The 24946-nt window shown below is 59.4% G+C and carries 22 protein-coding genes; 8 read left to right on the forward strand and 14 right to left on the reverse strand.

The annotated features are described in order from the left end of the window. Positions 1–8: 8 nt before the first annotated feature. Positions 9–437: a large conductance mechanosensitive channel protein MscL gene (gene mscL, locus ACQZ5Y_RS03485; protein WP_003515034.1), complete on the reverse strand. Its 429-nt coding sequence runs from the start codon at positions 435–437 to the stop codon at positions 9–11. A 216-nt stretch (positions 438–653) separates the two neighbouring features. On the opposite strand from mscL, the gene ACQZ5Y_RS03490 reads away from it, so the two are divergent. Further along, positions 654–4163: a PAS domain-containing hybrid sensor histidine kinase/response regulator gene (locus ACQZ5Y_RS03490; protein ID WP_003515030.1), complete on the forward strand. Its 3510-nt coding sequence runs from the start codon at positions 654–656 to the stop codon at positions 4161–4163. Between the two features lie 55 nt (positions 4164–4218). Here ACQZ5Y_RS03490 and ACQZ5Y_RS03495 read toward each other — a convergent pair whose 3' ends face one another. From ACQZ5Y_RS03495 to ACQZ5Y_RS03555, 13 genes are all read right to left on the reverse strand, one after another. Beyond that, on the reverse strand, positions 4219–6066 hold the full coding sequence (locus tag ACQZ5Y_RS03495) for a methyl-accepting chemotaxis protein (protein ID WP_174049176.1): 1848 nt from the start codon (positions 6064–6066) through the stop codon (positions 4219–4221). A 151-nt stretch (positions 6067–6217) separates the two neighbouring features. After that, positions 6218–6919: a transcriptional regulator VisR gene (visR, locus tag ACQZ5Y_RS03500; protein ID WP_003515015.1), complete on the reverse strand. Its 702-nt coding sequence runs from the start codon at positions 6917–6919 to the stop codon at positions 6218–6220. 58 nt (positions 6920–6977) lie between these two features. Continuing rightward, positions 6978–7709 (reverse strand): transcriptional regulator VisN, encoded by a 732-nt coding sequence (gene visN, locus ACQZ5Y_RS03505; RefSeq protein WP_003515014.1) that lies wholly within the window; start codon positions 7707–7709, stop codon positions 6978–6980. A 372-nt stretch (positions 7710–8081) separates the two neighbouring features. Beyond that, positions 8082–9764, reverse strand: coding sequence for a flagellar basal-body MS-ring/collar protein FliF (gene fliF, locus ACQZ5Y_RS03510; protein ID WP_003515013.1), 1683 nt, complete (start codon positions 9762–9764; stop codon positions 8082–8084). A gap of 138 nt (positions 9765–9902) precedes the next feature. Continuing rightward, positions 9903–10286 carry a chemotaxis protein CheT gene (cheT, locus tag ACQZ5Y_RS03515; RefSeq protein ID WP_003515012.1) on the reverse strand — a complete coding sequence of 128 codons (384 nt, stop codon included), beginning with the start codon at positions 10284–10286 and terminating at the stop codon, positions 9903–9905. Positions 10287–10300: 14 nt separating this feature from the next. After that, a complete protein-coding gene (cheD, locus tag ACQZ5Y_RS03520; RefSeq protein WP_003515010.1) occupies positions 10301–10846 on the reverse strand; it encodes a chemoreceptor glutamine deamidase CheD in 546 nt (181 codons plus the stop codon). Beyond that, positions 10843–11232, reverse strand: a complete 390-nt coding sequence (gene cheY2, locus ACQZ5Y_RS03525; protein ID WP_003515008.1) for a chemotaxis response regulator CheY2 — start codon at positions 11230–11232, stop codon at positions 10843–10845. Before cheY2 ends, cheD begins: the two co-directional genes overlap by 4 nt. Beyond that, positions 11232–12287 carry a protein-glutamate O-methylesterase CheB gene (gene cheB, locus ACQZ5Y_RS03530; RefSeq protein ID WP_013635453.1) on the reverse strand — a complete coding sequence of 352 codons (1056 nt, stop codon included), beginning with the start codon at positions 12285–12287 and terminating at the stop codon, positions 11232–11234. Before cheB ends, cheY2 begins: the two co-directional genes overlap by 1 nt. Beyond that, positions 12284–13192 carry a protein-glutamate O-methyltransferase CheR gene (cheR, locus tag ACQZ5Y_RS03535; RefSeq protein ID WP_065658355.1) on the reverse strand — a complete coding sequence of 303 codons (909 nt, stop codon included), beginning with the start codon at positions 13190–13192 and terminating at the stop codon, positions 12284–12286. The genes cheB and cheR overlap by 4 nt, the downstream gene beginning before the upstream one ends. A gap of 13 nt (positions 13193–13205) precedes the next feature. Next, positions 13206–15473 carry a chemotaxis protein CheA gene (locus tag ACQZ5Y_RS03540; RefSeq protein WP_174049175.1) on the reverse strand — a complete coding sequence of 756 codons (2268 nt, stop codon included), beginning with the start codon at positions 15471–15473 and terminating at the stop codon, positions 13206–13208. A 16-nt stretch (positions 15474–15489) separates the two neighbouring features. Next, on the reverse strand, positions 15490–15855 hold the full coding sequence (gene cheY1 / locus ACQZ5Y_RS03545) for a chemotaxis response regulator CheY1 (protein ID WP_003493773.1): 366 nt from the start codon (positions 15853–15855) through the stop codon (positions 15490–15492). After that, positions 15852–16151 (reverse strand): STAS domain-containing protein, encoded by a 300-nt coding sequence (locus ACQZ5Y_RS03550; protein WP_013635450.1) that lies wholly within the window; start codon positions 16149–16151, stop codon positions 15852–15854. The genes cheY1 and ACQZ5Y_RS03550 overlap by 4 nt, the downstream gene beginning before the upstream one ends. Further along, positions 16151–17758 (reverse strand): globin-coupled sensor protein, encoded by a 1608-nt coding sequence (locus ACQZ5Y_RS03555; protein ID WP_174049174.1) that lies wholly within the window; start codon positions 17756–17758, stop codon positions 16151–16153. Before ACQZ5Y_RS03555 ends, ACQZ5Y_RS03550 begins: the two co-directional genes overlap by 1 nt. A 504-nt stretch (positions 17759–18262) precedes the next feature. Here ACQZ5Y_RS03555 and ACQZ5Y_RS03560 point away from each other — a divergent pair. From ACQZ5Y_RS03560 to mnhG, 7 genes are all read left to right on the forward strand, one after another. Beyond that, positions 18263–18640 carry a hypothetical protein gene (locus tag ACQZ5Y_RS03560; RefSeq protein WP_003514995.1) on the forward strand — a complete coding sequence of 126 codons (378 nt, stop codon included), beginning with the start codon at positions 18263–18265 and terminating at the stop codon, positions 18638–18640. A 106-nt stretch (positions 18641–18746) separates the two neighbouring features. Next, positions 18747–21665, forward strand: coding sequence for a monovalent cation/H+ antiporter subunit A (locus ACQZ5Y_RS03565; protein WP_174049173.1), 2919 nt, complete (start codon positions 18747–18749; stop codon positions 21663–21665). Continuing rightward, positions 21665–22000 carry a Na+/H+ antiporter subunit C gene (locus tag ACQZ5Y_RS03570; RefSeq protein WP_003514993.1) on the forward strand — a complete coding sequence of 112 codons (336 nt, stop codon included), beginning with the start codon at positions 21665–21667 and terminating at the stop codon, positions 21998–22000. The genes ACQZ5Y_RS03565 and ACQZ5Y_RS03570 overlap by 1 nt, the downstream gene beginning before the upstream one ends. Continuing rightward, positions 21997–23643 (forward strand): monovalent cation/H+ antiporter subunit D, encoded by a 1647-nt coding sequence (locus tag ACQZ5Y_RS03575; RefSeq protein WP_162701144.1) that lies wholly within the window; start codon positions 21997–21999, stop codon positions 23641–23643. The genes ACQZ5Y_RS03570 and ACQZ5Y_RS03575 overlap by 4 nt, the downstream gene beginning before the upstream one ends. Further along, positions 23640–24128 carry a Na+/H+ antiporter subunit E gene (locus ACQZ5Y_RS03580; protein WP_003514990.1) on the forward strand — a complete coding sequence of 163 codons (489 nt, stop codon included), beginning with the start codon at positions 23640–23642 and terminating at the stop codon, positions 24126–24128. Before ACQZ5Y_RS03575 ends, ACQZ5Y_RS03580 begins: the two co-directional genes overlap by 4 nt. Then, on the forward strand, positions 24125–24406 hold the full coding sequence (locus ACQZ5Y_RS03585) for a K+/H+ antiporter subunit F (protein WP_003514989.1): 282 nt from the start codon (positions 24125–24127) through the stop codon (positions 24404–24406). The genes ACQZ5Y_RS03580 and ACQZ5Y_RS03585 overlap by 4 nt, the downstream gene beginning before the upstream one ends. Continuing rightward, positions 24403–24747: a monovalent cation/H(+) antiporter subunit G gene (gene mnhG, locus ACQZ5Y_RS03590; RefSeq protein ID WP_003514988.1), complete on the forward strand. Its 345-nt coding sequence runs from the start codon at positions 24403–24405 to the stop codon at positions 24745–24747. Before ACQZ5Y_RS03585 ends, mnhG begins: the two co-directional genes overlap by 4 nt. Positions 24748–24946: the final 199 nt, after the last annotated feature.

The raw sequence follows: 24946 nt of genomic DNA on the forward strand, positions 1-24946 counted from the left end.
TCTAAGCTTCAACGCGTCTTCAGCAGATCGCGGATTTCGGTGAGAAGCTTGACGTCTTCCGGCGGCGGAGCCGGTTCCGACTTTTCCTCGATCTTTTTCCGGTCGACAGAAGCGCGAAGCTTGTTGACCCCTTTGACCATCAGGAAAATGATCCAGGCGAGAATTAGGAAGTTTATGAGGACCGTGAGAAAGTTACCATAAGCGAAGACAGCGCCCTGATCGCGCGCGGCGGCAAGCGAGCTTGCGGTGACGCTGGAACTGAGCGGCAGGAAGTAGTTCGAAAAATCGAACCCGCCGAAAATCGCACCGACGATCGGCATGATAAGGTCGTTGACGACGGAATCGACGATCTTGCTGAACGCCGCCCCGATAATAACACCCACGGCCAGATCCATGACATTGCCACGGGCAATGAAGGTTTTAAATTCGTTAAGCATCAGATGGTCCCTCTCCTGCTTCGCGAGCTGAAGCTATGTGACTGTCCCTACGGGTTCAACCATATAGATTCCCTGTCCCATTTGGAATTCGTCAAGATTGCATTTATTAGGCTTTTTGCACGGTAGTCTTGAACTTTATGATCAGACCGCGCTCATTCTCAACGGCCCGGAATTCGCCTATGCTCGTTTTCAGGGATTGTTGCATGGGGAGGATGCGTGCTTCCTGGGTGGATCATATTCGGTTCGGCCTTCGCTTATGTCCTGCTGCTGTTTGCGGTTGCAAGTTATGGGGACAGGAACAGCCGGAAAAGAAACGCTCCCAAAAAGGGGCGGCCGTTCGTCTATGCGCTTAGCCTGGCGATCTATTGCACCTCTTGGACCTATTTCGGCGGCGTCGGGCTTGCGGCGGACAAGGGGCTGGAATTCCTCGGCATCTATACCGGGCCGATCCTTGCCTTCACCATTGGCATGCCGATCATTCGCCGGATCGTGGAGCTTGCCAAAACCGAAAAGCTGACGTCGGTTGCCGATTTCATTGCCGCCCGCTACGGCAAGAACTCCACCGTGGCGATGATTGTCGCCATCATCGCGCTTGTCGGCGCCATTCCCTATATCGCGCTGCAATTGAAGGCCGTTTCCAGTTCGGTGGCGACGATGGTCGATCCCGGCGATTACGGCATTGGCAGCGGCAACCTCTATTTCCTCGATCTGCCGCTGCTCGTCACCATCGTCATGGCGGGCTTCGCCGTCATGTTCGGCACCCGGCATACCGACGCCACCGAACACCAGGACGGGCTTATTCTGGCGATTTCAATGGAATCGCTCGTCAAGCTCGTCGCCATGTGCACCGTCGGCTTTTACGTTCTGTTCGTCCTCTTCGACGGCCCCTCGCATTTGTGGGAACTTGCGTCGGGCAATGAACGGGCCATGCGGGCCATATCCTATCACACGCCCATCAGCCGCTGGATCGTGATGACCCTGCTTTCCGGTTTCGCGATCATCCTGTTGCCGCGCCAGTTCCATGTCACCGTGGTTGAAAATCGCACGCCGGAAGAGCTGCGCATGGCGGGGTTCCTGCTGCCGCTTTATCTGATTGCGATCAACATCTTCGTGCTGCCGATAGCGCTTGCCGGAATTTTGACCCTCGGCGCCAATGGCAACGCCGATCTTTACGTCCTGCAATTGCCGCTTGCGCATCAGATGCCGGTCGTTTCGCTGATTACCTTCATTGGCGGATTTTCAGCGGCGACCGCCATGGTGATCGTTGCCTCGGTCGCGCTGTCGATCATGATTTCCAACGACATCGTCATGCCGATCTTTTTGCGGCAGAAGCTGTTGAACCGTTCGCCGCACCGGGACAACTTCGCCAAAACGCTTCTCAACATCCGCAGAACAGCGATCTTTGCGGTGATGCTTCTGGGCTACGGCTACTACCGTGCGGCCGATAGCGCCACCGGGCTTGCCTCCATCGGCCTCCTGGCATTTGCCGCCATCGCCCAGATGGCACCTGCCCTTTTCGGCGGGTTGTTCTGGCGGCGCGCCAATGCGCGCGGTGCGATTGCCGGTTTGAGTTCAGGCTTTTTTGTCTGGGCCTACCTGCTGTTTCTGCCGAGCTTCGGCGGGCCTGATAACTCAGAGGTCGCGGCCACCGTTCTCGGCTTCCTCTTTTCTGGCAGTACGGTCTTTAACGGTCCCGAGGCCGACCCTTTTGTGAACGCGGTCATCCTCAGCCTGCTCGTCAACAGCATGGCTTTCGTGCTTGGCTCGCTTTCACGCAACCCACGACCCGTGGAGCGCATCCAGTCCGGCATCTTCGTGAAGCGCCATTCGAAATCACAATTCGCCACGCGCGGCTGGAAAACCCGCGTCAGCGTCGGCGATCTCAAAAGCGCGATTGCCCGTTATCTCGGTGAAGAGCGCATGCTGCGCTCATTGGCGACCTATGAAAAGACGGCGGGCAGGAAGCTCAATGACGACCAGCCCGCCGACATGGCGCTGATCCATTTCTCCGAACAATTGCTGGGCAGCGCCATCGGCTCCTCCTCAGCCCGCCTCGTGCTTTCGATCATTCTCCAGAAGGCGGAGGACACCAGCGCCGACACGGCCTGGCTGCTGGATCAGGCAAGCGAGGCGCTGCAATATAATCAGGACATGCTGCAAACGGCGCTGGCGCAGATGGACCAGGGCATCGCCGTTTTCGACAGCTCGCAGCAGCTGACGATCTGGAACCGGCGCTTCCGCACCCTTCTCGATCTACCTGAGCAATTCGGGCAGGTGGGGTTGCCGCTGACGGACATCGTTTCCATGCTGCAGGAGCGCGGCGACATGCCGCCGGGCGACACGGAACAGCTGATCACCAGTTTCCTGACCATGGACCTGCCTTTCTCGCTGGTGCTTGGCGGCGGCGAGCGCATCATTGAAGTGCGCTCCAACACCATGCCGGACAAGGGTATCGTCGCCACCTTCACCGATATCACGCAGAGAGTGGCGAGCGATCAGGCACTGAAACAGGCCAATGAAACGCTGGAACAGCGGGTGGCGGAACGAACCGTCGAGCTTACCCGCGTCAACCGCGAACTTGCGGAGGCAAGGGCATCCGCCGACGAGGCGAACATCGGCAAGACACGGTTTTTTGCTGCCGCCGGCCACGATATCCTCCAGCCGCTGAATGCCGCGCGGCTTTATTCCTCCTCGCTGGTCGAGCGGCTTGGCGCCTCGGGGGAAAGCGATCTCGTCCAGAACATCGATTCGGCGCTCGAGTCGGTAGAGACCATTCTCGGCGCGGTGCTCGATATTTCCCGCCTCGACACCGGTTCGATGAAAGCGCGCATGACATCGGTGCCGCTGAACGAGCTGCTGAAACGCATCGAAACCGATTTCGCGCCGATGGCGCAGGAAAAGAACCTCGATCTCGTGGTCATGCCCACCTCGCTCACCGTCCGTTCTGACCCCAACCTGTTGCGGCGGCTGATACAAAACCTCGTCTCCAATGCCATCAAATACACGCTGAGTGGAAAGGTCATCGTTGGCGCGCGCCGCCGGGGAGGCGATGTCGTCATTCAGGTGACGGATTCCGGCATCGGCATTCCCGCATCCAAATTCCGCACGGTTTTCAAGGAATTCGCTCGGCTGGATGAGGGTGCAAAAACGGCCTCCGGCCTCGGACTTGGCCTTTCAATTGTCGACCGGCTGTCGCGCATGCTGCACCATCCGGTACAGCTGATCTCCACACCCGGAAAAGGTACGACATTCCGTATCCACCTGCCGCGCGAGGCAGACCGCCTGACGCCAGCCAAGGCCGCTGGCGGGATCGCCAATCCGGTGGCGAGCGACCGGCTTGCCGGCGTCAGGGTACTCTGCATCGACAACGAGCCGAAAATCCTCGAGGGCATGACGTTATTGCTGACGGGATGGGGCTGTGAGGTGTTGCCCGCAGGTTCGGTGGCCACACTCGAAGAACCGTTCCTGACAATGTCAGCGGCGCCGGATGTCATCATTGCCGATTATCATCTCGACGACGGCGACGGTATCAGCGCCATCCGCCTGATCAGGACATTCTACGGCAAAACGATCCCTGCCCTGCTTGTGACGGCGGACCGCAGCCCGGAAGTGCGCAGCGATGCGGAAAAATATGGGATTTCCGTCCAGCATAAGCCGGTCAAACCGGCGGCGCTGCGGGCCTATATCAACCAGATATCCAGCACGGCCCGCGCAGCGGCAGAATAAAAAAGCTCCCGGACCTTGCGATTCGGGAGCTCTTCGACTTTCAAAAATTCCAATGTCAGGCTGCGCGGCTCAGTCGATCCTGGCCAGTCGCCGAGCCCTGCTCCATCTGAAAACGCTGAACCAGATCGAGCAACGCTTCCACTTCGCCCGACAGCACCCTGCTGGCTGCGCTCGACTGTTGGGCAAGCGCCGCGTTCTGCTGGGTCATCTGATCCATCTGGTTGACGGACCCGTTGACATTGTGGAGCGCGGAGGACTGATCCTGCGTCGCCGTCGCGATGGTTTCGACATGCTGGCTGACGGCGACAATCTGATGGCTGATGGCTGAAAGGACCGTGCCCGCTTCCTGCACCAGCTTCGATCCGGAGCTCACCTCATGCGTTGACTGGTTGATGAGCTGCTTAATTTCACGTGCCGCATCCGCGGAGCGTTGTGCAAGTTCACGCACTTCCTGCGCCACGACCGCAAAACCTTTGCCCGCCTCGCCCGCACGCGCAGCCTCGATGCCGGCATTGAGGGCGAGAAGGTTGGTCTGGAACGCGATGTCATCGATGACCTCGATGATCTGCTCGATCTTGCGCGAGGCGTCTTCGATACGGCCCATGGCGTCCACGGCATTGCTGACGACCGAACCGGAACTGTCGGCGCTCTGTTTGGTGATGCGGACGGCCTCGTTGGCTTCGCGCGCCCGCTCGGCCGACGATCTGACCGTTGCGGTGATTTCCTCGACAGCGGCTGCCGTCTCTTCCAGCGAGGCTGCCTGATTCTCCGTGCGCTTCGACAGATCGACCGACGATTGCTCGATTTCAAAACCGCTATGCTGGATGACCAGGGTGCGCTCGCGGATTTGCCCCAGCGCATCGCGCAGGTTGAGAAGGGATTCGTTGAAGTCCGTGCGCAGACGATCCAGACGGCCGTTAAAGGGTGTCTCGATCGTGCGGCTCAGATCACCGCGCGAAAGCCTGCCGAGGCCGGACGCGATCTCGCTGACTGCGAATTCGATCTGGCCGTCCAGCTCCTGCTTCTCGGCATCGTTGCGGTGACGCTCCGATTCCGCCATGGACCGTTCCTCGGCGCTTTTGCCCTCGATCGCGAGTTTCTCAAGCGCATTCTCGCGGAATATCACGAGAGCGCGGGCGATGTTGCCGAATTCATTGGTATTGGTGGCATAGGGGATCGGCGTATCGAGATTGCCGTCCGAAAGAGACTTCACCGCATCGGTAAGCTTGCCTAGAGGCTGCAGGGTGCGCCGGATGACGAAATAGGCGAGCAATCCCACGCCGACCATGGCGAGCGCGCCACAGATCAGCATCAGGTCGCGTAGGCCGAAAATCTGGGCTTCGTAGACGGCCATGGGAACGCCCACGAAAAGAATACCGACGGTTGCTCCGGACTTGTTGAGAACCGGCATGTATCCGGTCATGTAATTGGTGCCGAAAAGCGTGGCGGCGCCGAAATAACCCTCACCCTTGGAGACCTTTTCGAAAGCGGGATGGTCGGTGGCGAGCTTCGTGCCCGCTGCTCTCTCGCCCTTTTCGTTCTTCAGATTGGTGGTCATGCGAATATAATCGCCGGCCTTGGCTTCAAAAACCGTCGCGATGCCGCCATTACCGGCAGCCGTGCGGTCGACGAGATCATTGTCGCGCAGTGTCCCGATGCTGGCGCGGCCGATACTCTTGAGCTCTCCATCCACCATTTCGAGGGCCACGCCGCCGACCTTCATCTCGTAAAGGATCGCCATGCCGCGCATCGCGCTGTGCGTGTCACGCAGCGCAGTGGTGATGATATTGTCCTTCAGGCGAATGTATGTCGAAAAACCAACTGCCGCGACGCTGAGCGCAATCAGGCCGATCGTCAGCACGACGACCTTACCCGCAACGGACTTAAAGAGCCGGTTGTGCATGAAACAGTTCCCCAAAACCAAACTTATAAAAGTTCTAGTTGGCAACTGTTAAAAAAACGCGAAGTACCGATAGCAGCTTTTAGAGTGGATTACACAAGCCGCGCCGGCGCCTGCCGGCTTACAGGGACGGGAAAGCCCGCCCCCTCCTCAATCAGTGGATATAGCCGAGCCGGATGGCCTTTGCGATCGCCTGGATACGGTTGACGGAATCGAGCTTGATCGTCGCTGAACCCAGATAGGCGTTGACGGTGTGTACCGAAAGCCCGAGCTTCACCGCGATTTCTTCGCTGATACGGCCATCACCCGCCAGTTGCAGACAGGCGATTTCCCTTTCACTCAACGCTTCAGACGGTGCCACCTTGCGCTCATCCAGCGCCAGCATATCGACCATGATCTCGCAGCATTTGATGTGCTGTTCGATGACGACCTCGTTGTCGAGAACGAGGTTGCTGCCACAGAAAACGATGTAGCCGTTGCCGATCGTGCCGAGCCGCACCGGCAAAGCCAGTCCCGCATAGGGCAATGTATCGTTCTCGATCCGGCGCATCAAAGCCGGCACGTCAGGAAGATCGGCAAAACCGCCGGCGTTCTTGTTACGCCAGATGACCGGCAGCAGCGATGTCTCGATATGATCCAAAAGAATATCGCCGACCGCGCGGATGAACTGCGCGCTCTGTTCGGCGGCATTCATGCCCCAGTTCTCCAGCTCGCAGGTCAGCTTCTTCTTGTTGGGGAAGCCGGAGGCGGCAGCCTTCGTCACCACGAAATTACGTGCGCCAACCAGTTTCTGCATGGCGACCAGCTTCGGAAACAGATCCGACCGGCTTGTCACAACAGGGCTGCGGTAAAACATACCGCTGCTTTGACTCGTACCCTCATTATCTTTCGTCTGTACCATGGGTCCCGACCATCTATACGAGGTTGTTGCGCACGGCGTAGGCGATTGCCTCCGAGCGGGTTTTCGTCGCGGTTTTCCGCATCACACTTGTAATGTAATTATTGATCGTATTGCGCGAAATGCCAAGTATCATCGCAATTTCGTCGCTTGTCTTGCCTTCCGCGATCCAGAACAGGCACTCAAGCTCACGTTCTGTGAGGTCGATGTCACGCACGGCCTTTGCTTCGCTGGCAATGCCGAAGCTGACGCAATAGCCGGTCAGAAGCGCGATTTCGCGCAGACGATCCGGCGAAGGAACCGAGTGTTCAGGAAACAGCAGCAGAAGCGAAAGACGAATGCGACCCACACAGAAGGAAAGCGCCGAATATTGCCGGTCGATGCCGAAAGGGACAGAAACGTCGTCCGGAAGAACAAGCAATCGCGGCTGCAGAAGCGAAAGGCACTTTTCCATTTCGCTCGATCTGTTCTGGCTGTTGGCGAGTTCGGCACCAAGCCTGCGCACCAGATCGAAAGGCCAGTCGGATGTGATGATGAATTTCAGTCCGGTTTCTTCGAGAAGATCCTCCCGCGCCAGCAGATAATGCGAGGCGCCGGCGTAGGTTACGAGCAGATCCAGCGCGCCTGAAACGTTGCCGGCAGCGGCCGAGGCTGCGACGTTCTTGGCAAGCTGGTCGCGTGGCAAGGGCTTACCCATGCCCTCCATAGGCTTGGCAGACAGCCTGCGGATATCAACATCGACTTTCAATCGCCTACGCCCTCTTGCTCCCAATGGGGAGATTATACCTCGGGATGGAATCATTCCATTCGAGAAGCTTACCAAAATGGGATGGTGAGCCCCCGGAGACCGAATCACTTCATTTTATGGAACGGACTGGGATTTGCCATTACCTGACACCAGCCTTTCCACGTATTTCCTTGTTCGTCTATTCCTAAAAAACATACTGAAAAGCTGACCAATCCATAAACGGCATTCTCAGCCTATTCCCAGCAAACTGTATCGTTGCTGAATTTTTTGTAAACAGTGTCCCAAAGCGGGAATGCGACGGCGCGCGGCGCCAAGATACCAAAGAACCCGGAAATGCGCAAAAGGCCGGGATAACCCCGGCCTTTTTCAAAATCATGCAGCTTTTTCCACTGCCCATTTGCGAAGTATCTTGGCTGCGCGTTCTTCGCTGATTTCCACCATGCGGGAGAGCCTGCGCTCGGGTCCTTCGCGAACCCGGCGGTTGAAGGTGCCTTCGCTGTCGCCGCCTGCCAGAAGATCGTCGGTGCTGTCGAAGCCGAAATCCGCCCCAAACCCTTCCATGAGACCACCAGCACCCGCATCCATGCCGGGAGAGAAATCCGGCAGTTCGAGGCCTGCGGTCTCCTGGCTGATCTGGCCTGCTGCCGCGCCGTTGCCAGTGACCGTACGAACCAGAGGGCGTACACCGAGCCAGACGACGAGGAAAGCAACAGCGACGAAGGCGAGCGAATTGATGATGCCTGCCGAATTGCGGCTGAGCACTTCCATGATGCCCGGCCCGCTTGCGGCTTCGTCGAGCAGCTGCGTTTCGAGGAAGTCCATCGCCGTTAGCGTGACGATATCGCCGCGATCGGAGGAAACCCCCGCAGCCGAGGTGACGATCTTCTGCATTTCGGCAAGATAGGCGTCGATCTTGGCCTGGTCGACGGGTTCGCCGACCATCTTGGCGATGCGACCCTTGTTGACGACCACGGCGACCGAAATCTTCTCGACGGTATAGCCATTCTTGACGGTGGCGACCGTTTTGGAATTGATTTCGTAGTTGGTCTGCTCTTCCTTCTTGGCAGACTGGTCGGAAGACTGCGGGCCGCCTGCGCCGCCCTGGGGCGCTGCCTGCGGTACGTTCTGTTCCACGGTCGCGGCCGTATCGGGCTGCGTTTCCTGGGACTTCTGGTCTTCCTTAACGGTGCGGACGGAGCGCTCGACGCGCGATTCCGGATCGTAGACGGTTTCCTGAATCTGCCGGCTGTCGGTATTGAGCTGCGCCGTCACGCTGGAGCGGAAATTGTCCATGCCGAGGAAAGGCGCCAGCGCCTTGTCGATATTGGTGGTGATTTCCTGCTGAACGTTCTGCGCCAGCGTCAGCGAGCGGTTCATGGCGGCGTTGGTGACGTCGTCACCGGAAGCGAGAAGCTGGCCGGTGGAATCGAGCAGCGTCACGTCATCGACTTCAAGGCCGGGAACGGCCGAGGCGACGAGATGACGGATGGAAGCGGACGCTTTGCGCCCGGCGGTGGCATTGGCTCGAATCATGACCGATGCGGTGGGCTTCTGCTCACCGCGGCGGAAATTACCGACATCCGGCATGACGATATGGACGCGTGCGGCCGCAATTCCGTCGATCTGCTGAATGGAGCGGCTGATCTCACCCTCAAGCGCGCGAACCCGGGTCACTTCCTGCATGAAGGAAGTCAGTCCGAGAGAACCGACATTGTCGAAAAGCTCATAACCGGCATTGGCACTGTCAGGCAGGCCGCGCTCGGCCAGAAGCAGCCTTGCCTTGCTGGTGAGGCCGACCGGAACCTGGAGGCTGGCGCCATCCGTTCCAACCTGAAAGTCCAGCCCCGCTTCGGCGAGTGCAATGCTGATCTTGTTGAGGTCGCTTTTTTCAAGTCCCACATAAAGGGTCTCGTAAGCGGGACGGTTCACGTAAAGTGCTGCTGCAAGGATAATGGCCATGGACAAAATGCCCACGCCGCCCAGCATCAACAACCGTGTCTGACCCAGCGCCGCGAAATTCTTCAAGACCTGAGGGATTTGATTTAACAGATTCATTCTGTTCCGCACCGTCATTCATAGAGTCCGAGACCTTTTGGCCCCGTAATGACAATAGGGTGCGAAGCTTGCGCGAGCGTTGCCGTTATCCGCAATCCGCAATCCGCGAAAGGAAGGGAACGGCCAGATGAATGCTGTCTAGAACAGATCGAAGTCGCCGGCGACCTTGTCCAGCGGCTGCGAATGGCCATGGCGGATGGCTGCGCCCAGCGCCTTTTGCATTTCTGCCAGCTTGACGAGGCTGAGCGCGGTCGAGACATCCACGATCCAATCACCGGGAATGGAGCCGGTGACGGTATCGATGAACTCGGCAAGGCCGCGGGTTTTCTGGACGGCAAGGTCGATGCCCTGCAAGAGCTTGACGCCATCGCTGGACAATTCGCCGCTTGTCGCTTCCAGCAGTTGCGGCTCGATGCGCTCGATCAGATAGGCGACATCGTGCAGTTCCGATACCACGCGCATCAGAACGTCGGGCAAGGCTTCTTCGAACGGAGTGGTGCCGGTGTTGTTTGCAATCTGCATTGGAAACTCCGTGACTAGAAAAATTCGATGTCGTTGGCGACGGGCTTGGGGGCCGGCACCGGACGCGTTTCCATGGCGACCGTCTTCTGGGTTTCCGCGCCGCTCAGCGGATGCTGTCGTGCACGGCCCGAAACCGGCCAGAACTCGATCTTGCGGCCATGATCCCCGCCCGTGGAGGAGCTGATGACCGGTATGCCTTCATCCTTCAGAAACTGCATGGCAAAGATGGCGTTCTGCTCACCGACATTGGAGAAGCTGGCAATCGTTTTTGCGCCGCCGAAAACTTTCGCCTCCAGCCGGTCGCGGCGTGCGCCCTTCTTCAGAAGACCGTTGATCAGCAGTTCCATGAGATGCACGCCATAACGCGTCGCATCCCCACCGGTCACGTTGCCCGTTCCCGGCAGCAGGAAGTGGTTCATTCCTCCAATGCCGGCAACGGGGTCTCTCAGACAGGCGGCCACGCACGAACCGAGTATCGTCGTCATGACCACGTCGGGATCGCTGACAACCTTGTACTCGCCCTGAATGATATGTACGCGCTTGGCCGCAGCTTCAATCATTTCAGCGATCCGAAAACCGCTTCGATGGCTGCGCGCATCTTGTCGATGGTGAAGGGCTTGGCCAGCACGTTGTTTGCGCCGAGCTGCGCTGCCTTTTGCACCAGCGCACGGTCGCCCTGTGCGGTGAGGATGATGAAGGCCGCCTTTTTGAGGGTCGGGTTGGCCCGCACGGCGTGCAGGAAACCGAGACCGTCCATCTTGGGCATGTTGAAGTCGGAGATAACGAGATGATGGGGCTGCTGCTCCATGATCTTCAATCCCTGCTCGCCGTCGCCAGCGGCAGTGATCTGCTTGAAGCCGAGCTGTGTCAGCGCATCGCTGAGCAGCAGCCGGCTGGTCACCTGATCGTCGACGATCAGAACTTTGATCTTTTCTGCGAGAGACATTAGTCAGCACCTTCTTTGCGGGCAGTGGTTAGTTTCAGGATTTCTTCGCCGATTGAGGCCAGCGGCAATTGCAGTTCAACGGCGCCAAGTTCAAAGGCCACTCTGGGCATGCCGTAGACGACACATGTTTTTTCGTTCTGGCCGACGGTTCGCGCACCGGCATGCCGCATTTTCAGCAGCCCGGCCGCGCCATCCCGGCCCATGCCGGTGAGAATGACGCCGACGGCGTTGCGTCCGGCAAGCTCGGCGACCGAATCGAACAGCACATCAACTGAAGGGCGATGGCCGTTGACGGGATCGCGCTCGATAAGCCGGCAGCAGGGCGCGTTACGATTGGAAATCTGCAAATGGCGTTCACCGCCCGGCGCAAGGTAGATCTTGCCGGTCTGCAGGCGCGCGCCATCGGTTGCCTCTTCCACGACGGGCGCGCAGATGCGGTTCAACCGTTCCGCGAAACTCTTGGTGAAAGTCGGCGGCATGTGCTGGGTGATGACCGTCGGCGGACAATTGGCCGGAAACTTCTGGAGCACGGCAATCAGTGCCTCGACGCCGCCGGTGGAGGAGCCGATGGCGACGACTTTGCGGCCGGCACGATAATCGCTGACCGGGGTCGGCTGGGCTGCGACAACGGGTTCCGGGCGCGCCGCGCGGTAAGCTGCGTGTTGCGACCGTGCGGCGGCCTTCACCTTGTCGGCCAAGTCGCCGAAGGGACGCGCATCGCCTGGAGCCGGCTTGCCGACACAGTCGAAAGCACCGATTTCAAGCGCGGCGAGCGAGGCATCCGCGCCGCGGTGCGTCAGGGACGAGACCATGATGACCGGCATCGGCCGCAGTCGCATGATCTTTTCGAGAAACTCGAGGCCGTTCATTTCCGGCATCTCGATGTCGAGCGTCACGACATCGGGATTGAGCTGCTTGATGGCGGCGCGCGCTTCCATGGCATTGCCGGCCTGCCCAACCACCTCAACCTCCGGATCGGCCTTGAGGACGGCGGAAATCAGGCCACGCATGGTGGGGGAATCATCGACGACGAGGACCCGTGCGAGTGCGCTCATGCCTTCCTCCCGGACGTGTGACCAATGTAGCGGTAGGTGGTGATGCCGGTATTGTCGAACAGGTTCTTGGCGTCGCCGGACACTCTTTCGGAATGGCCGATGTAAAGATGACCGCCTTCCGGCAGCAGGCCTGCAAAACGCGTCCAGATACGCATCTGGGTCGGCTCGTCGAAATAGATGACGACGTTGCGGCAGAAGATGACGTCGAAATTGCCCTTGAAGGGCCATTGCGTCATCAGGTTCAGTTCATTGAACGTGATGAGGCGCTTGACCTTGTCATCGATGCGGAACTTGCGGCGACCGCCGGCATCAACTTCCGTGAACCATTGCTTGCGCATCGCGGAAGACACGGTTTCGAGAGCGTTGTCATCGTAAACGCCTGCACGGGCCTGCGCCAGGATCTTCGGATCGATGTCCGTCGCCAGGATCTTGAAATCGTAGTCCGCCGCATTGGGAAACATGGCGAGCACGGTGAGCGCAATCGAATAGGGCTCCTGCCCGTCTGAGCAGGCGGCCGACCAGATGCGGACGCGCCCGCCAGTCTTTGCCCTTGCAATGAGGCCCGGCAGGACCTCGTCGCGCAGGTGTTCGAAATGGTGGTTCTCGCGGAAGAAGCGCGTGAAATTCGTCGTCAGGTGCGACAGCATTTCGCGGCGCGCAGCCGCTCCATCGGGCGATGACACCAGTGCGCAATATTCCCGAAACCCGGCCAGTCCGAGATTGCGGATATGCTTGGACAAGCGCGAATAGACCAGCGACGCCTTGGTGTCGTTGAGATAGATGCCCGCATCCGCGTAGATCATCGCAGCGATCTCCGACAAATCGCGTCTCGTCAGCGGATATTCGCCGCTGGCAAGAACGTCATCGGGAGACTGTCGCTGATCGCTGAGATTAAGTGCTGCCATTGGATATCCGCCTTCAACCCGCCGCCGCGAGTGACATTTCCTGTTTCAGTGGCTGCCCGCGCGAAGCGCTGACGATGGCGTCGACATCCAGAATGAGCGCAACGCGTCCGTCACCCAGAATGGTGGCGGCGGCAATGCCTGGAACATGGGTATAGTTGGCTTCCAAAGACTTGATGACGACCTGGCGCTGTCCCTGGATCGCATCGACCATCAGGGCGCGCTGGCCGCCGCCTTCCGATTCCACCAGAAGCGCCACGCCTTCCACAGGATCGGCCTGGGTCGGACGGAAGTTCAGAACGCGTCCCACGTCGACCAGCGGGCAGAAAGAGTTGCGGATGGAAATCAGCCGCTGGTTGGCGCCGAAGGAGTGAATGTTCTTCGCTTCCGGCTGCAGGGTTTCCACGATTGCCGTCAACGGAACGACAAGCGTCTGGCCGGCCACGGTTACCACCATGCCGTCGAGAACGGCAAGCGTCAGCGGCAGGCTCATGGTGAAGGTCGAGCCAAGACCGGGGCGCGAGGAGATGTTGATGCGGCCGCCGAGCGCCTGAATGGAACGCTTGACCACATCCATGCCGACACCACGGCCGGAAATGTCGGAAATCTTGTCCGCGGTAGAGAAGCCCGGCGCGAAGATCAGATTGTCGATCTCCTCGTCCGTGAGGTTCGCATCGGCGGCAATGAGATCGTTGTCGATCGCCTTCTGGCGAACGCGCTCGCGGTTGATGCCCGCGCCATCGTCCTGAAGCTCGATCAGGATGCGGCCCGACCGGTGCTTGGCCGAAAGCTTGATGGTGCCTTCCGGGTTCTTGCCAGCGGCTTCGCGTTTTTCCGGCGTTTCGATGCCGTGGTCCACCGCATTGCGGATCATGTGCGTCAGGGGTTCGGCCAGCTTGTCGATGACCGTCTTGTCGACTTCCGTGTTCTCGCCTTCGGTAACGAGGCGGATCTGCTTGCCGATCATGTCGGCAACTTCGCGAACGATACGCGACATGCGCTGGAAGACAGGCTTCACCGGCTGCGCACGGATCGCCATGACGCTGTCCTGGATTTCGCGCGTCAATTGCTGGAGTTCGTCGAGACCCATGTTGACGGCAGACGTGCCGCTCGCATCGTTTTCGATGACGCTCTGCGACAGCATCGCCTGATTGATGACAAGCTCGCCGACGAGGTTGATCAGGCGGTCAACACGGTCGAGATCGACACGGATGGTCTGGCCGGCGCTTGCATTGGCCGCGGCATTGGCATTCGCCTGCGCTGCGGCCGGCGCTGCCGCAGCCTCACGCTTTTCGATGGCGGCGTTGACGCTCTGGGCGATCTGCGTCGTTGCGACGGCAGCCTCGACGACTGCGGCAACGTAGGGCTCTTCCGCCCCGGCGGTCACAACGGCCGGTTCCCCTTCCGCATCACCGTCGAGAGCCGACAGGTCGAACGGAACCGGGATCATCGGCAGCTCTTCCGCATCCGCGGCAGTTTCCGAAAGAATCGGGGTGATTTCGAGATCGCAATCCCATTCGGCGAATTCGAAGACGCTGCGGATACCCTCTTCACCCTTGTCGGTCGAGATCGAAACCGTCCAGGAGAAATAGGACGCTTCTGGATCGAGCTTGTCGAGCGAGGGCAGTTCCGACAGGTCGCAATTGACGCTCATCTCACCGATGCGCGAGAGATCGCGCAGGAGAAGGGCTGCTTCATTGCCTTTCGAATAAAGCGATGCGTGCGGCTTGAAGGTTATCTGGAAAGACGGCGTCTCCATCAACGGCGTCGTTTCATCGGCAAAGTCCGAGAAGGAGAACGGGATCGGCTCGAAACCGCTATCGTCCGTCGGCTTGGGCGCGACGGGTTCCGGCATCTTTGCGACAACCGGCGCTGCCACCGGCGCGGATGCGTGGACGGTTTCGCCGTTGGCCAGGGCTTCCAGTTCCTTGACGAGGCCACGGGTGCGGCTTTCGTCGACGCTGCCGCCGTCTCTTGCCGCATTGGTCAGGTCCGCCAGCACGTCGGCGGAACGCAGCATGACTTTCAGGACGTCCTGTGTCGGTTCCAGCTTGTTGGAGCGAACGCAGTCGAGGGTCGTTTCAAAAACGTGGGCGAAGGCCACGAGATCATCCAGACCGAAGGCACCCGCCCCGCCCTTGATGGAATGAACGGCACGGAAAACGGCGTTGACGGTTTCCGGATCACGGTCACCGTCATTCAATTTAAGAAGCCCCGATTCCAGTTCCGCGAGTTGTTCCTCGCATTCCTGGAAAAAGATTTCCTTGATTTCGTTCATATCCATCGTGAAATGTCCCGTATCAGGCAGTTACGCGTTCAATGGCATCGATGAGCTTCGCAGGATCGAACGGCTTGACGATCCAGCCGGTCGCACCGGCCTGACGGGCGCGGTTCTTCTTCTCTGCGTCGCTTTCGGTCGTCAGAACGAGGATCGGTATGGCCCGGTACTTCTCGTTGCGACGCACACCCTCGATGAAGCCGAAACCATCAAGACGGGGCATGTTGATATCGGTCACGATGACGTCGGGGTTGCTCTGCTCCAGCACTTCAAGACCCTCAATGCCGTCTTCGGCCTGAATTGTCTCGAAACCGGCATTGTTGAGCGTGACCAGGAGCATGTTCCTGATCGTTCTGGAATCATCCACGGTAAGAACTTTTTTCTTCACTTCTTGATCTCCTTCAGGAGCAAATGATCGATTTCGACGCCTATCAGTTTCATGGTCTTGTCGAATGCATCGGACACTCTGGCAAAACCGAACGGCTTGCCGTCCTCTTCCCAGGATTTCGCACCGGCCATCAGGACCTGGGCGCAAAGCGCACCGATACGTTCCACCTCGGACGCATCCACCGACAAAGGTGCTCCTCTCAGCGTCATCAGCTTGCCGTGCAGCGCCGATGCCTCGTTGAGATCCAGCACCGGTGACAGTTTCAGCGTCGCCTCAGCTGCTTTTCTGGCTGCCATTACATGACTCCTTGGCGTCTGAATTGTTGGTAATCCTGGCCGTAATCCGTGCGGTTATCCGCACGGGCCACAAATGATGTGTCCTGCCGAGCCGTAGCGGCGACAGCTGCCGCCTGTCCCTGACGGGCAATGCGGAATTCGCGAATGGTGCGGCCGAGTTCCAGAATGACAGTGTGAAGCGTATCGGCCTCCGAGGAGCCATTGCCCATATCGGTAAGGTTCCGGTCAGCCTGTCTTTGCTGTTCACCGATGTCGGCAGCGACCGATTGCAATTCGCCGGCGTGCTCTGCCGCGTGCCGGGAGACCTCGGTGATCATGTCGTTGATGCCGGATACCTGCCGGACGACACCGCCGATTGCGTCCTGCGTGCGGTTGACCATGTGCACGCCGCCTTCGACCTGCTTTTTCGTGGAGCCAACGAGGCTTTTGATCTCTCTTGCAGCGTCTGCGGAACGCTGGGCCAATGCCCGGACCTCCTGCGCGACAACGGCAAAACCGCGTCCGCTGTCACCGGCGCGTGCTGCCTCGATGCCGGCGTTGAGGGCGAGAAGGTTCGTCTGGAAAGCGATCTCGTCAATCGTGCCGATGATCCGTCCGATCTGCTCGGCGGATTGCTCGATATCCGACATGGCGTTTATCGCCTCGCCGATTGCCTTGCCGCTTTCGACCGCCGCCTCACGGGCATGGGAAACCGCCGTCTCCGCCGCCGAAATGCGGGCGCCGTTTTCGGCCACATCCCCGATCATCGTCTGGATCGCACGGGAGGTCTCGGCAAGGGCTGCGGCCTGCTGGCGGGAGCGCTCCGCCATGGAACGGCCAATGTCGGCAAACCGCGCGCTCAGCGCCTCGGCTTCACCGATGCTGTTTTGCGCCGATGTCAGTGACGCGCCAATCGTCTCGAGTGCCGCATTGAAAGTGGCAGCAACGTCGCGGTAGGCGTCGGGCACGTCGCCGCCGATGCGGGCCTGCAAATCGCCTGCGGCAAATGCCGTCAACGCTTCGCCCAGCAACCTTGCGGCTTCAGAGCGGTCATTGTCGCGCTGTTCTGACAGTTCCCGGCCATGGCGCAGGCGCAATTCATTGAATCGCAACGATACGGCAATCTCGGTATCGACCATCACCAGACGGACGACGTTCTTGACGGCTTCCGCCAGTTCGCGGCTCTTTTTACGGTTGCCGGGCAGGATGGAGCGCGGCGCGTGCTCAGTCACCAGACCGCCCAGCAGATGTTCCAGAACGACGGCATGGCTGGCGATCTGCCAGCGAGGATCGAGACCCATGCGACCGGCATTGTCGGAAAGCACTTTCACCCGTTCGGCATAAAGCCCATCGAAACGCGCATCGGTCAGCACGCTCCAGTGCGAGGATTGCAAATCGTGCAGGCGGTCGAGCTGGTTTTCGCTTTCGAAAGACGGCGAACAGTCCGGCATAGACTGGAAACGGTTCATCACATCGCGCAGGCCGGCCTTAACGTAAGGCTCCAGCATGCTGCGATAATTGCGCAGGAAATCGGATTGCGTCTCGTCGAGGCCGGCAAAGCGCAACCGCCCCGCCAGGCTTGCGCCTGCCGATCTCCGCGCTTGTTCTGATGGCAAGTCCTGCCCCAACCGACGACCCCAATAATATGACGGCCGGTAAAACCCGGCCAAATGGCAAGGTTCAGAACGCCAGCACCCTTAAGGGGGATTTTTGAACGAACATACCCATCGCGGACGATGCGGCATCGACGCTTGCCTGACCTTCTTGAACCAAGAAACGAAATACCGGATCGGGCCCGGTACGGCAGTGCGGCGTCATGCCTGGAAGGGGAGATAACCCCATTCCGCCGTGGAAATACCATCAATCTTTATGGTTAATTCCTTGCTTGAAAGTTAAGAAACATCAGCACCGGCGTCAAACGGTAAAATTTGTAAAAGCTTTTAGCCATTGTCGCCCCTACTTTGCCGCAAACGGGCAAAAACGAAAAGGAATCGGACGCGACGGGCGGTTTTTCCAGCCTGTGCGCTGGACAAGCGTGTCCGCCTTCCCCTAAAACAAATCAACGGGATATTCGCTCAGCGGTGATGCTTTAGAGAGACCTTTACGATCAAGGAGACGCCAACTTGTTACGGATGGAGAAATGCCGCTGTTCAAGGCGCCATCCGCAAGTGTTGATCGGTCTTGTGGTTGCAAGCCTGCTCGTCATCATCGGCTTTCAGGCGCCATCCGGCATCAAGGCAATCTCAAAGACCAGCCGTCTGGAACGATTGCAGACGGCTGACCTAAGCCACTCCCCCTCGCTTCGCGATAAGGACTGCACCACCGGCGACGATCACGGCTGCAAGGCTCACAACGGTGCTTCGGGGCTTCGCCCCGTCGGTTTTCCCTCGACCATCCTGCGGATCGTGGCTGACGCCAAACCGGCCGTCACGCCTGTTGCCATCGCGCCACAAACTTTCCGAGACTTTGCGAACGTGGTTCCAAGAGCACCTCCGCATATTATCTCTTAGTCATTCCGGCGGTCCTCATCATTCGGTTCATTGCGAACCTTGAGGGATCGGAGTCGTCGGAAACCCGCCGTAGGCTCCAATTCCAGAGAGAAAACCGCCGCCGCATATGACACTTGCAACCGTTCTACCATTTATTGTCGCATTGCCGTTCGTCGGCGCTCTCATAACGGCCTTCATGCCGCGCGAAGGCGCGGCCGCAAGCGCGGCCTACGTAGCAAGCGCCGTAGCCCTCTTCGGCCTGGTCGGCAGCATCCTTCTTTATCCAAATGTCAGTGGCGGTGGCGTGCTGAAATACGATGTGGAATGGCTGCCGCAGCTGGGGCTTAATTTTACCCTGCGGCTGGATGGCTTCGCCTGGATTTTCGCGATCCTCATTACCGGCATCGGCCTGCTCGTGGTTCTCTACGCCCGATATTACATGTCGGCCCAGGACCCTATTCCACGGTTTTTCGCCTTTCTGCTCGCCTTCATGGGCTCGATGCTCGGCATAGTGCTGTCCGGCAACGTCATTTTGCTGTCGATCTTCTGGGAAATGACCAGCATCTTCTCGTTCCTGCTGATCGGCTACTGGCACCAGAATGCCGGCGCGCGCGATGGCGCCCGCATGGCGCTGACCGTGACCGGCATCGGCGGGTTCAGCCTGCTCGCCGGGCTTCTGATCCTCGGCCACATGGCGGGAAGTTACGATCTGGACAAGATCATCGCGGCCGGTGCCGATATCCGCGCCCATTCCCTTTATCTGCCCGCACTTATTCTCATCCTTGGCGGCGCGCTGACGAAAAGCGCACAGTTTCCGTTTCATTTCTGGCTGCCCAATGCAATGGCGGCGCCCACGCCCGTTTCCGCCTATCTGCACTCGGCCACCATGGTGAAGGCCGGGGTTTTCCTGCTGGCGCGGTTCTGGCCGGTGCTGGCAGGCACGCCGGAATGGTTCTGGCTGGTGGGTGCTGCAGGCGTCATCACCCTGCTGCTCGGCGCCTATTTCGCCATGTTCCAGCAGGACCTGAAAGGCTTGCTCGCCTATTCCACCATCAGCCATCTGGGGCTCATCACCACGCTTTTGAGCCTCGGCAGCCCGCTTGCAGCGGTTGCGGCGATCTTCCACATGGTCAACCACGCCACCTTCAAGGCATCGCTGTTCATGGCGGCCGGCATCATCGACCATGAAACCGGCACGCGCGACATGCGGCGACTGAGCGGGCTTTACACCTATATGCCGGCAACCGCGACGCTCGCCATGGCGGCGAGCGCTGCAATGGCCGGCGTACCCCTGTTCAACGGCTTCCTCTCCAAGGAAATGTTCTTTGCCGAGGCCGTCGAAACCCACGCAGACTCGCTGCTCGACCGGGCTTTGCCATACGTCGCGACGTTGTCAGGCGCCTTCGCCGTCGCCTACTCGCTACGCTTCATCCACACGGTCTTCTTCGGCCCCAAGCCGGTTGACCTGCCGAACCCCAATCCGCATGAGCCGCCGCGCTGGATGCGTTTCCCGATCGAGTTCCTGGTTTTCGCCTGCCTGATCGTCGGCATCGTTCCGAGCCTGTCGATCGGTCCGTTCCTGCATTCGGCCGTGCTTTCCGTTCTCGGTCCGCAAACGCCCGTCTACAGCCTGTCGATCTGGCACGGTTTCAACCTGCCGCTCATCATGAGTATTGCGGCACTCGGCGGCGGCGTTGCCATCTATGCCCTGCTCGGCGGCTATTTCTCCCGCTGCGACGACGGCCCGCCGATCTTCCGGCATCTTCGGGGACAGCGCATCTTCGAGCGCATTCTCGTCACCGTGTCCTGGAAGTGGGCGCGGTGGCTGGAAAGCACGCTCGGCACCCGGCGCCTGCAGCCGCAGCTGAGGCTTCTGATCCTCGTGGCGATTCTTGCCGGTTTCTCGCCGCTTTTCCTCTCGGAATTTTCATTGTCGCTGCCGCGCGTGACGTCCTTCGATCCGATCTTTGCCATTCTGTGGCTGATCGGCATGATCGCTGCGCTGGGTGCCGCCTGGCAGGCGAAATATCATCGTCTCGCCGCACTCATCATGCTCGGCGTTTCCGGCCTTGTCACCTGCCTCACATTCGTCTGGCTTTCTGCACCCGATCTCGCGATCACCCAGTTGCTGGTCGAAATCGTCACCACCGTTCTGATCCTGCTCGGTCTCAGATGGCTGCCGAAACGCTTCGAGAAGGTGGACAGCAGCGATGAATTGCCGGCGCAGCTTCGCCGCGCCCGTGACTTCCTGCTGGCCGCAGCAAGCGGCATTGGCATGTCCGTCATCGCCTATGCGGTCATGACCCTGCCCGTGCCGAACGCCATCGCGACCTATTTCCTCGAGCGCGCTTATTCGGAAGGCGGCGGCACCAATGTCGTCAACGTCATCCTCGTCGATTTCCGCGGCTTCGACACGTTCGGCGAAATCGCGGTGCTGGCGATCGTGGCGCTGACGGTCTTTGCGCTGCTTCGCCGTTTCCGCCCTGCGCATGAAAGCATCGGGGTGCCGGAACAGCAGCAGATGCAAAACGCCTTCGATGCGGAGCGGCCCGACCGCAGCAAGGGCGATACGGTGCGCGATTATCTCTATGTACCGTCCATCGTCATGCAATGGATGTTCCCGGTTATCGTCACCTTTTCGATCTTCCTGTTCATACGCGGCCACGATCTGCCCGGCGGCGGCTTTGCGGCCGGCATCACCATGGCAATCGCGTTCCTGCTGCAATATCTCGCCGGCGGCGCGCGCTGGGCGGAGGATCGCATCCGCATCCTGCCGCTGCGCTGGATGGGCTTCGGCCTTCTGATGGCGGCGGCAACCGGCATGGGGTCATGGTACTTCGGCTATCCGTTCCTGACCTCTTATTTCCAGTACACGGAGATACCCTATATCGGCAAAATGCCGACAGCATCCGCCTTGCTGTTCGACCTCGGCGTCTTCTCGCTGGTCGTCGGCTCCACCGTTCTTATTCTTATAGCACTGGCACACCAATCGTTGCGTAACTACCGCGTTCGCACGCCTGAAGCCGCAAAAGCGGAGGACGTGTAATGGAACTCATTCTTTCAATCGGCATCGGCATCATGACTGGCTCCGGCGTCTGGCTGATCCTGCGCCCGCGCACTTATCAGGTCATCGTCGGGCTTTCCCTGCTGTCCTATGCCGTCAACCTGTTCATCTTCGGCGTCGGCGGCATCAAGACCAATGCGCCGCCGGTGCTGGTAAACGGCGTCGACAGTTCCACGCTTGCCGACCCCGTGCCGCAGGCGCTGGTGTTGACGGCAATCGTCATCGGCTTTGCGACGACTGCGCTGTTCCTCGTCGTGCTTTTGGCCGCCCGTGGGCTTACCGGCACCGACCATGTGGACGGGAGGGAATCGAAATGATGTCGTTCCCCTTCCACATCGTCATCGCGCCCATTCTGGTGCCGCTGATCACCGCAGCCCTCCTGTTGTTCTTCGACGAGCGCCAGCGCGTGGCGAAGGCCGCCATCAGCCTTGCCTCGACCGTGATATTGCTTGTTGTCGCCATCCTGCTGTTTCGCGAGGTGAACTCGACGGTCAATACCGAGATCGCGGCGGTGGTTTCGAGCGGGGTCTATCTGCTCGGCAACTGGCCGGCGCCCTTCGGCATCGTGCTCGTTGCCGATCGCCTCTCCGGGCTGATGGTGCTTTTGACGGCACTGCTTGCCATTCCCTCGCTGATCTATTCGCTGGCGAAATGGCATAAGGCAGGCGCGCATTTCCATTCGCTGTTCCAGATGATGCTGATGGGCGTCAACGGCGCTTTCCTGACCGGTGACCTCTTCAACCTCTTCGTTTTCTTCGAGGTTATGCTCGCGGCATCCTATGGTTTGCTGTTGCATGGCTCCGGTCAGCAGCGCGTCAAGGCGGGGCTGCATTACATCGCCATCAACCTCGTCGCCGCATTGTTCTTCCTGATCGGCGTTAGCCTCATTTATGGCGTCACCGGCACGCTGAACATGGGTGACCTTGCCCACCGCATCGACGGCCTCAACCCGGACCAGCGCATGCTGCTTGAAACCGGCGCTGCGGTTCTCGGCATCGCGTTCCTGGTCAAGGCTGGCATGTGGCCGCTGAATTTCTGGCTGCCTTCCGCCTATGGCTCGGCTTCAGCACCTGTCGGCGGGCTGTTTGCTATCATGAGCAAGGTCGGCATCTATGTCATTGCCCGCCTGTCCTTCCTGCTTTTCGGGCAGACGGCCGGGGAATCGGCCGGTTTTGGCCATGATGCCCTGCTTGTCGGCGGGATCGCCACCATCATCTTCGGCGCAATCGGCGTACTCGCCTCGCAGGCGCTTGGGCGGCTGGCCGGGTTTTCGGTTCTGGTGTCCTCGGGAACGCTTCTCGCGGCCATGGGCACCGGCAATCCCACGGTTGCAGCCGGCGCGCTCTATTATCTCGTCAGTTCCACACTCACCATCAGCGCTTTCTTCATGCTGATCGAACTGGTGGAACGCGGGCAGGATGCCGGCGCGAACGTTCTTGCCGTAACCATGGAAGCCTATGGCGAGGGCGAAGAGGAGGAAGAGGAAGAAGAAGTCGGCGTAACCATGCCCGGCACCATGGCAGTGCTCGGGGCGTGTTTTGCAGCCTGCGGCATTCTCCTCGCCGGTCTGCCGCCGCTCTCGGGCTTCATCGCCAAATTCTCCATGCTGACCGCCATTCTAAACCCTTCAGGGCTGGGGGCCAATGACACCGTCTCCACCCTTTCCTGGTGGCTGGTCTTCCTGATTGTCTTTGCAGGTTTCGCCTCTCTGATCTCGATGACCCGCGCGGGGATCCGCACCTTCTGGGCCTCCCTCGAAGGCACAGTACCGCGTGTTCTCGTCATCGAAATAGCGCCCATCATGCTGCTGCTGGGACTGACACTCGCCATGACCGTGCAGGCGGGGCCGGTGATGCGCTACATGCAGGAGACGGCGCGTATTCTCGATCTGCCGGCCAGCTACATTCAGGGCGTCATTTCCGCCCCAAGAGCGGGAACCAATCCGGAGGCGCAGCCATGATAAGCCGTGTCCTGCCCTATCCGCTGCTGACGGTTTCGCTGATCATCTTCTGGATGACGATCAACAGCTTTTCAGCCGGACATCTGCTGCTAGGCACCGGTGTGGCCCTCATCGCCTCCTGGGCTATGGCGTCGCTCCGGCCGGCAAAACCGCGCATCCGCAACTGGCACAAGCTCGTCAAGCTGATCGCGATCGTGCTTTACGACATCGTCCTGTCCAATATTTCCGTCGTGAAGATCATTCTGTTCCAGCGCGAGAGAGACCGCAAATCCGGTTTCCTCGCGGTGCCGCTCGATATTCGCGATCCGATGGGATTGGCCGTTCTGGCGACAATCCTCACCTCGACACCGGGAAGCGCCTGGCTCGAATATAATTCCAGCCAGGGCACGCTTCTGCTTCATGTTCTCGACGATGAGGATGAGGCGGCCTGGATAAGCCTCATCAAGAACCGATATGAAAAACTTTTGATGGAGATATTCGAATGAGTTCGATTATCCTTTTCTGGTCCTTTTCGCTCGCGCAGCTGATGCTCGCCATTGCCATGACGATTTCCGTTTACCGCATCGCCATCGGCCCGCGCGCCCAGGACCGGGTGCTCGGCGTCGACACGCTCTATGTCAACGCCATGCTGCTTCTCTTGACCTTCGGCCTGCGCACCGGCAACGACATCTATTTCGAGGCCTCGCTGCTCATTGCGATCCTCGGCTTCGTCTCCACCGTTGCCCTTTCCAAATTCATGATGCGTGGCGAGGTGATTGAATGAACAATGCCGCAGAATTTCCGCTCTGGGCCGCCATTCTGGTGGCGTTCTTCGTCCTTCTGGGCGCCTCGCTGACGCTGATCGGCACCATCGGCTTTGCCAAGCTCAACAGCTTCTACGAGCGCCTGCACGCACCGACGCTCGGCACCAGCTGGGGCACCGGCGGCATCGTCATGGCCTCCATCATCTATTTCTCCGTCTCCGGCGACCGCTTCGCCTTCCACGAGATCTTCATCGGCATCTTCGTGACGGTGACGACGCCAGTGTCGCTGATGCTGCTGGGGCGTGCCGCACTTTATCGGGACCGGGCGGAGCAGAATACGGATAACCGGGAGCATCTGTAGCACCGCGGACTCAGAAGAGTTTTGCGTGAATTACCTTCCTGAAGGTCAAGGAAACTCTCCTGCGACGGGTCTTATCCGATGATCCACTTGCGGGCAGCTTTCCGATTGTTGGACAAGTAGGCAGACGTAACGCATCGAGTTACATCGTCCGCGCTAAAAAACCGATGACAACGGAAGCAATCTAATCTTGCCAGCGCGG

Source organism: Agrobacterium sp. A3-95 (assembly GCF_053521785.1).

What these genes read in the sequence shown, in the direction of transcription:
- mscL (WP_003515034.1), bottom strand. Translation starts at nt 437, where the DNA reads ATGCTTAACGAATTTAAAACCTTCATTGCCCGTGGCAATGTCATGGAT.
- ACQZ5Y_RS03495 (WP_174049176.1), bottom strand. Translation starts at nt 6,066, where the DNA reads ATGCACAACCGGCTCTTTAAGTCCGTTGCGGGTAAGGTCGTCGTGCTG.
- visR (WP_003515015.1), bottom strand. Translation starts at nt 6,919, where the DNA reads ATGTTTTACCGCAGCCCTGTTGTGACAAGCCGGTCGGATCTGTTTCCG.
- fliF (WP_003515013.1), bottom strand. Translation starts at nt 9,764, where the DNA reads ATGAATCTGTTAAATCAAATCCCTCAGGTCTTGAAGAATTTCGCGGCG.
- cheT (WP_003515012.1), bottom strand. Translation starts at nt 10,286, where the DNA reads ATGCAGATTGCAAACAACACCGGCACCACTCCGTTCGAAGAAGCCTTG.
- cheD (WP_003515010.1), bottom strand. Translation starts at nt 10,846, where the DNA reads ATGATTGAAGCTGCGGCCAAGCGCGTACATATCATTCAGGGCGAGTAC.
- cheY2 (WP_003515008.1), bottom strand. Translation starts at nt 11,232, where the DNA reads ATGTCTCTCGCAGAAAAGATCAAAGTTCTGATCGTCGACGATCAGGTG.
- cheB (WP_013635453.1), bottom strand. Translation starts at nt 12,287, where the DNA reads ATGAGCGCACTCGCACGGGTCCTCGTCGTCGATGATTCCCCCACCATG.
- cheR (WP_065658355.1), bottom strand. Translation starts at nt 13,192, where the DNA reads ATGGCAGCACTTAATCTCAGCGATCAGCGACAGTCTCCCGATGACGTT.
- ACQZ5Y_RS03540 (WP_174049175.1), bottom strand. Translation starts at nt 15,473, where the DNA reads ATGGATATGAACGAAATCAAGGAAATCTTTTTCCAGGAATGCGAGGAA.
- ACQZ5Y_RS03550 (WP_013635450.1), bottom strand. Translation starts at nt 16,151, where the DNA reads ATGGCAGCCAGAAAAGCAGCTGAGGCGACGCTGAAACTGTCACCGGTG.
- ACQZ5Y_RS03560 (WP_003514995.1), top strand. Translation starts at nt 18,263, where the DNA reads ATGGAGAAATGCCGCTGTTCAAGGCGCCATCCGCAAGTGTTGATCGGT.
- ACQZ5Y_RS03565 (WP_174049173.1), top strand. Translation starts at nt 18,747, where the DNA reads ATGACACTTGCAACCGTTCTACCATTTATTGTCGCATTGCCGTTCGTC.
- ACQZ5Y_RS03570 (WP_003514993.1), top strand. Translation starts at nt 21,665, where the DNA reads ATGGAACTCATTCTTTCAATCGGCATCGGCATCATGACTGGCTCCGGC.
- ACQZ5Y_RS03575 (WP_162701144.1), top strand. Translation starts at nt 21,997, where the DNA reads ATGATGTCGTTCCCCTTCCACATCGTCATCGCGCCCATTCTGGTGCCG.
- ACQZ5Y_RS03580 (WP_003514990.1), top strand. Translation starts at nt 23,640, where the DNA reads ATGATAAGCCGTGTCCTGCCCTATCCGCTGCTGACGGTTTCGCTGATC.
- ACQZ5Y_RS03585 (WP_003514989.1), top strand. Translation starts at nt 24,125, where the DNA reads ATGAGTTCGATTATCCTTTTCTGGTCCTTTTCGCTCGCGCAGCTGATG.
- mnhG (WP_003514988.1), top strand. Translation starts at nt 24,403, where the DNA reads ATGAACAATGCCGCAGAATTTCCGCTCTGGGCCGCCATTCTGGTGGCG.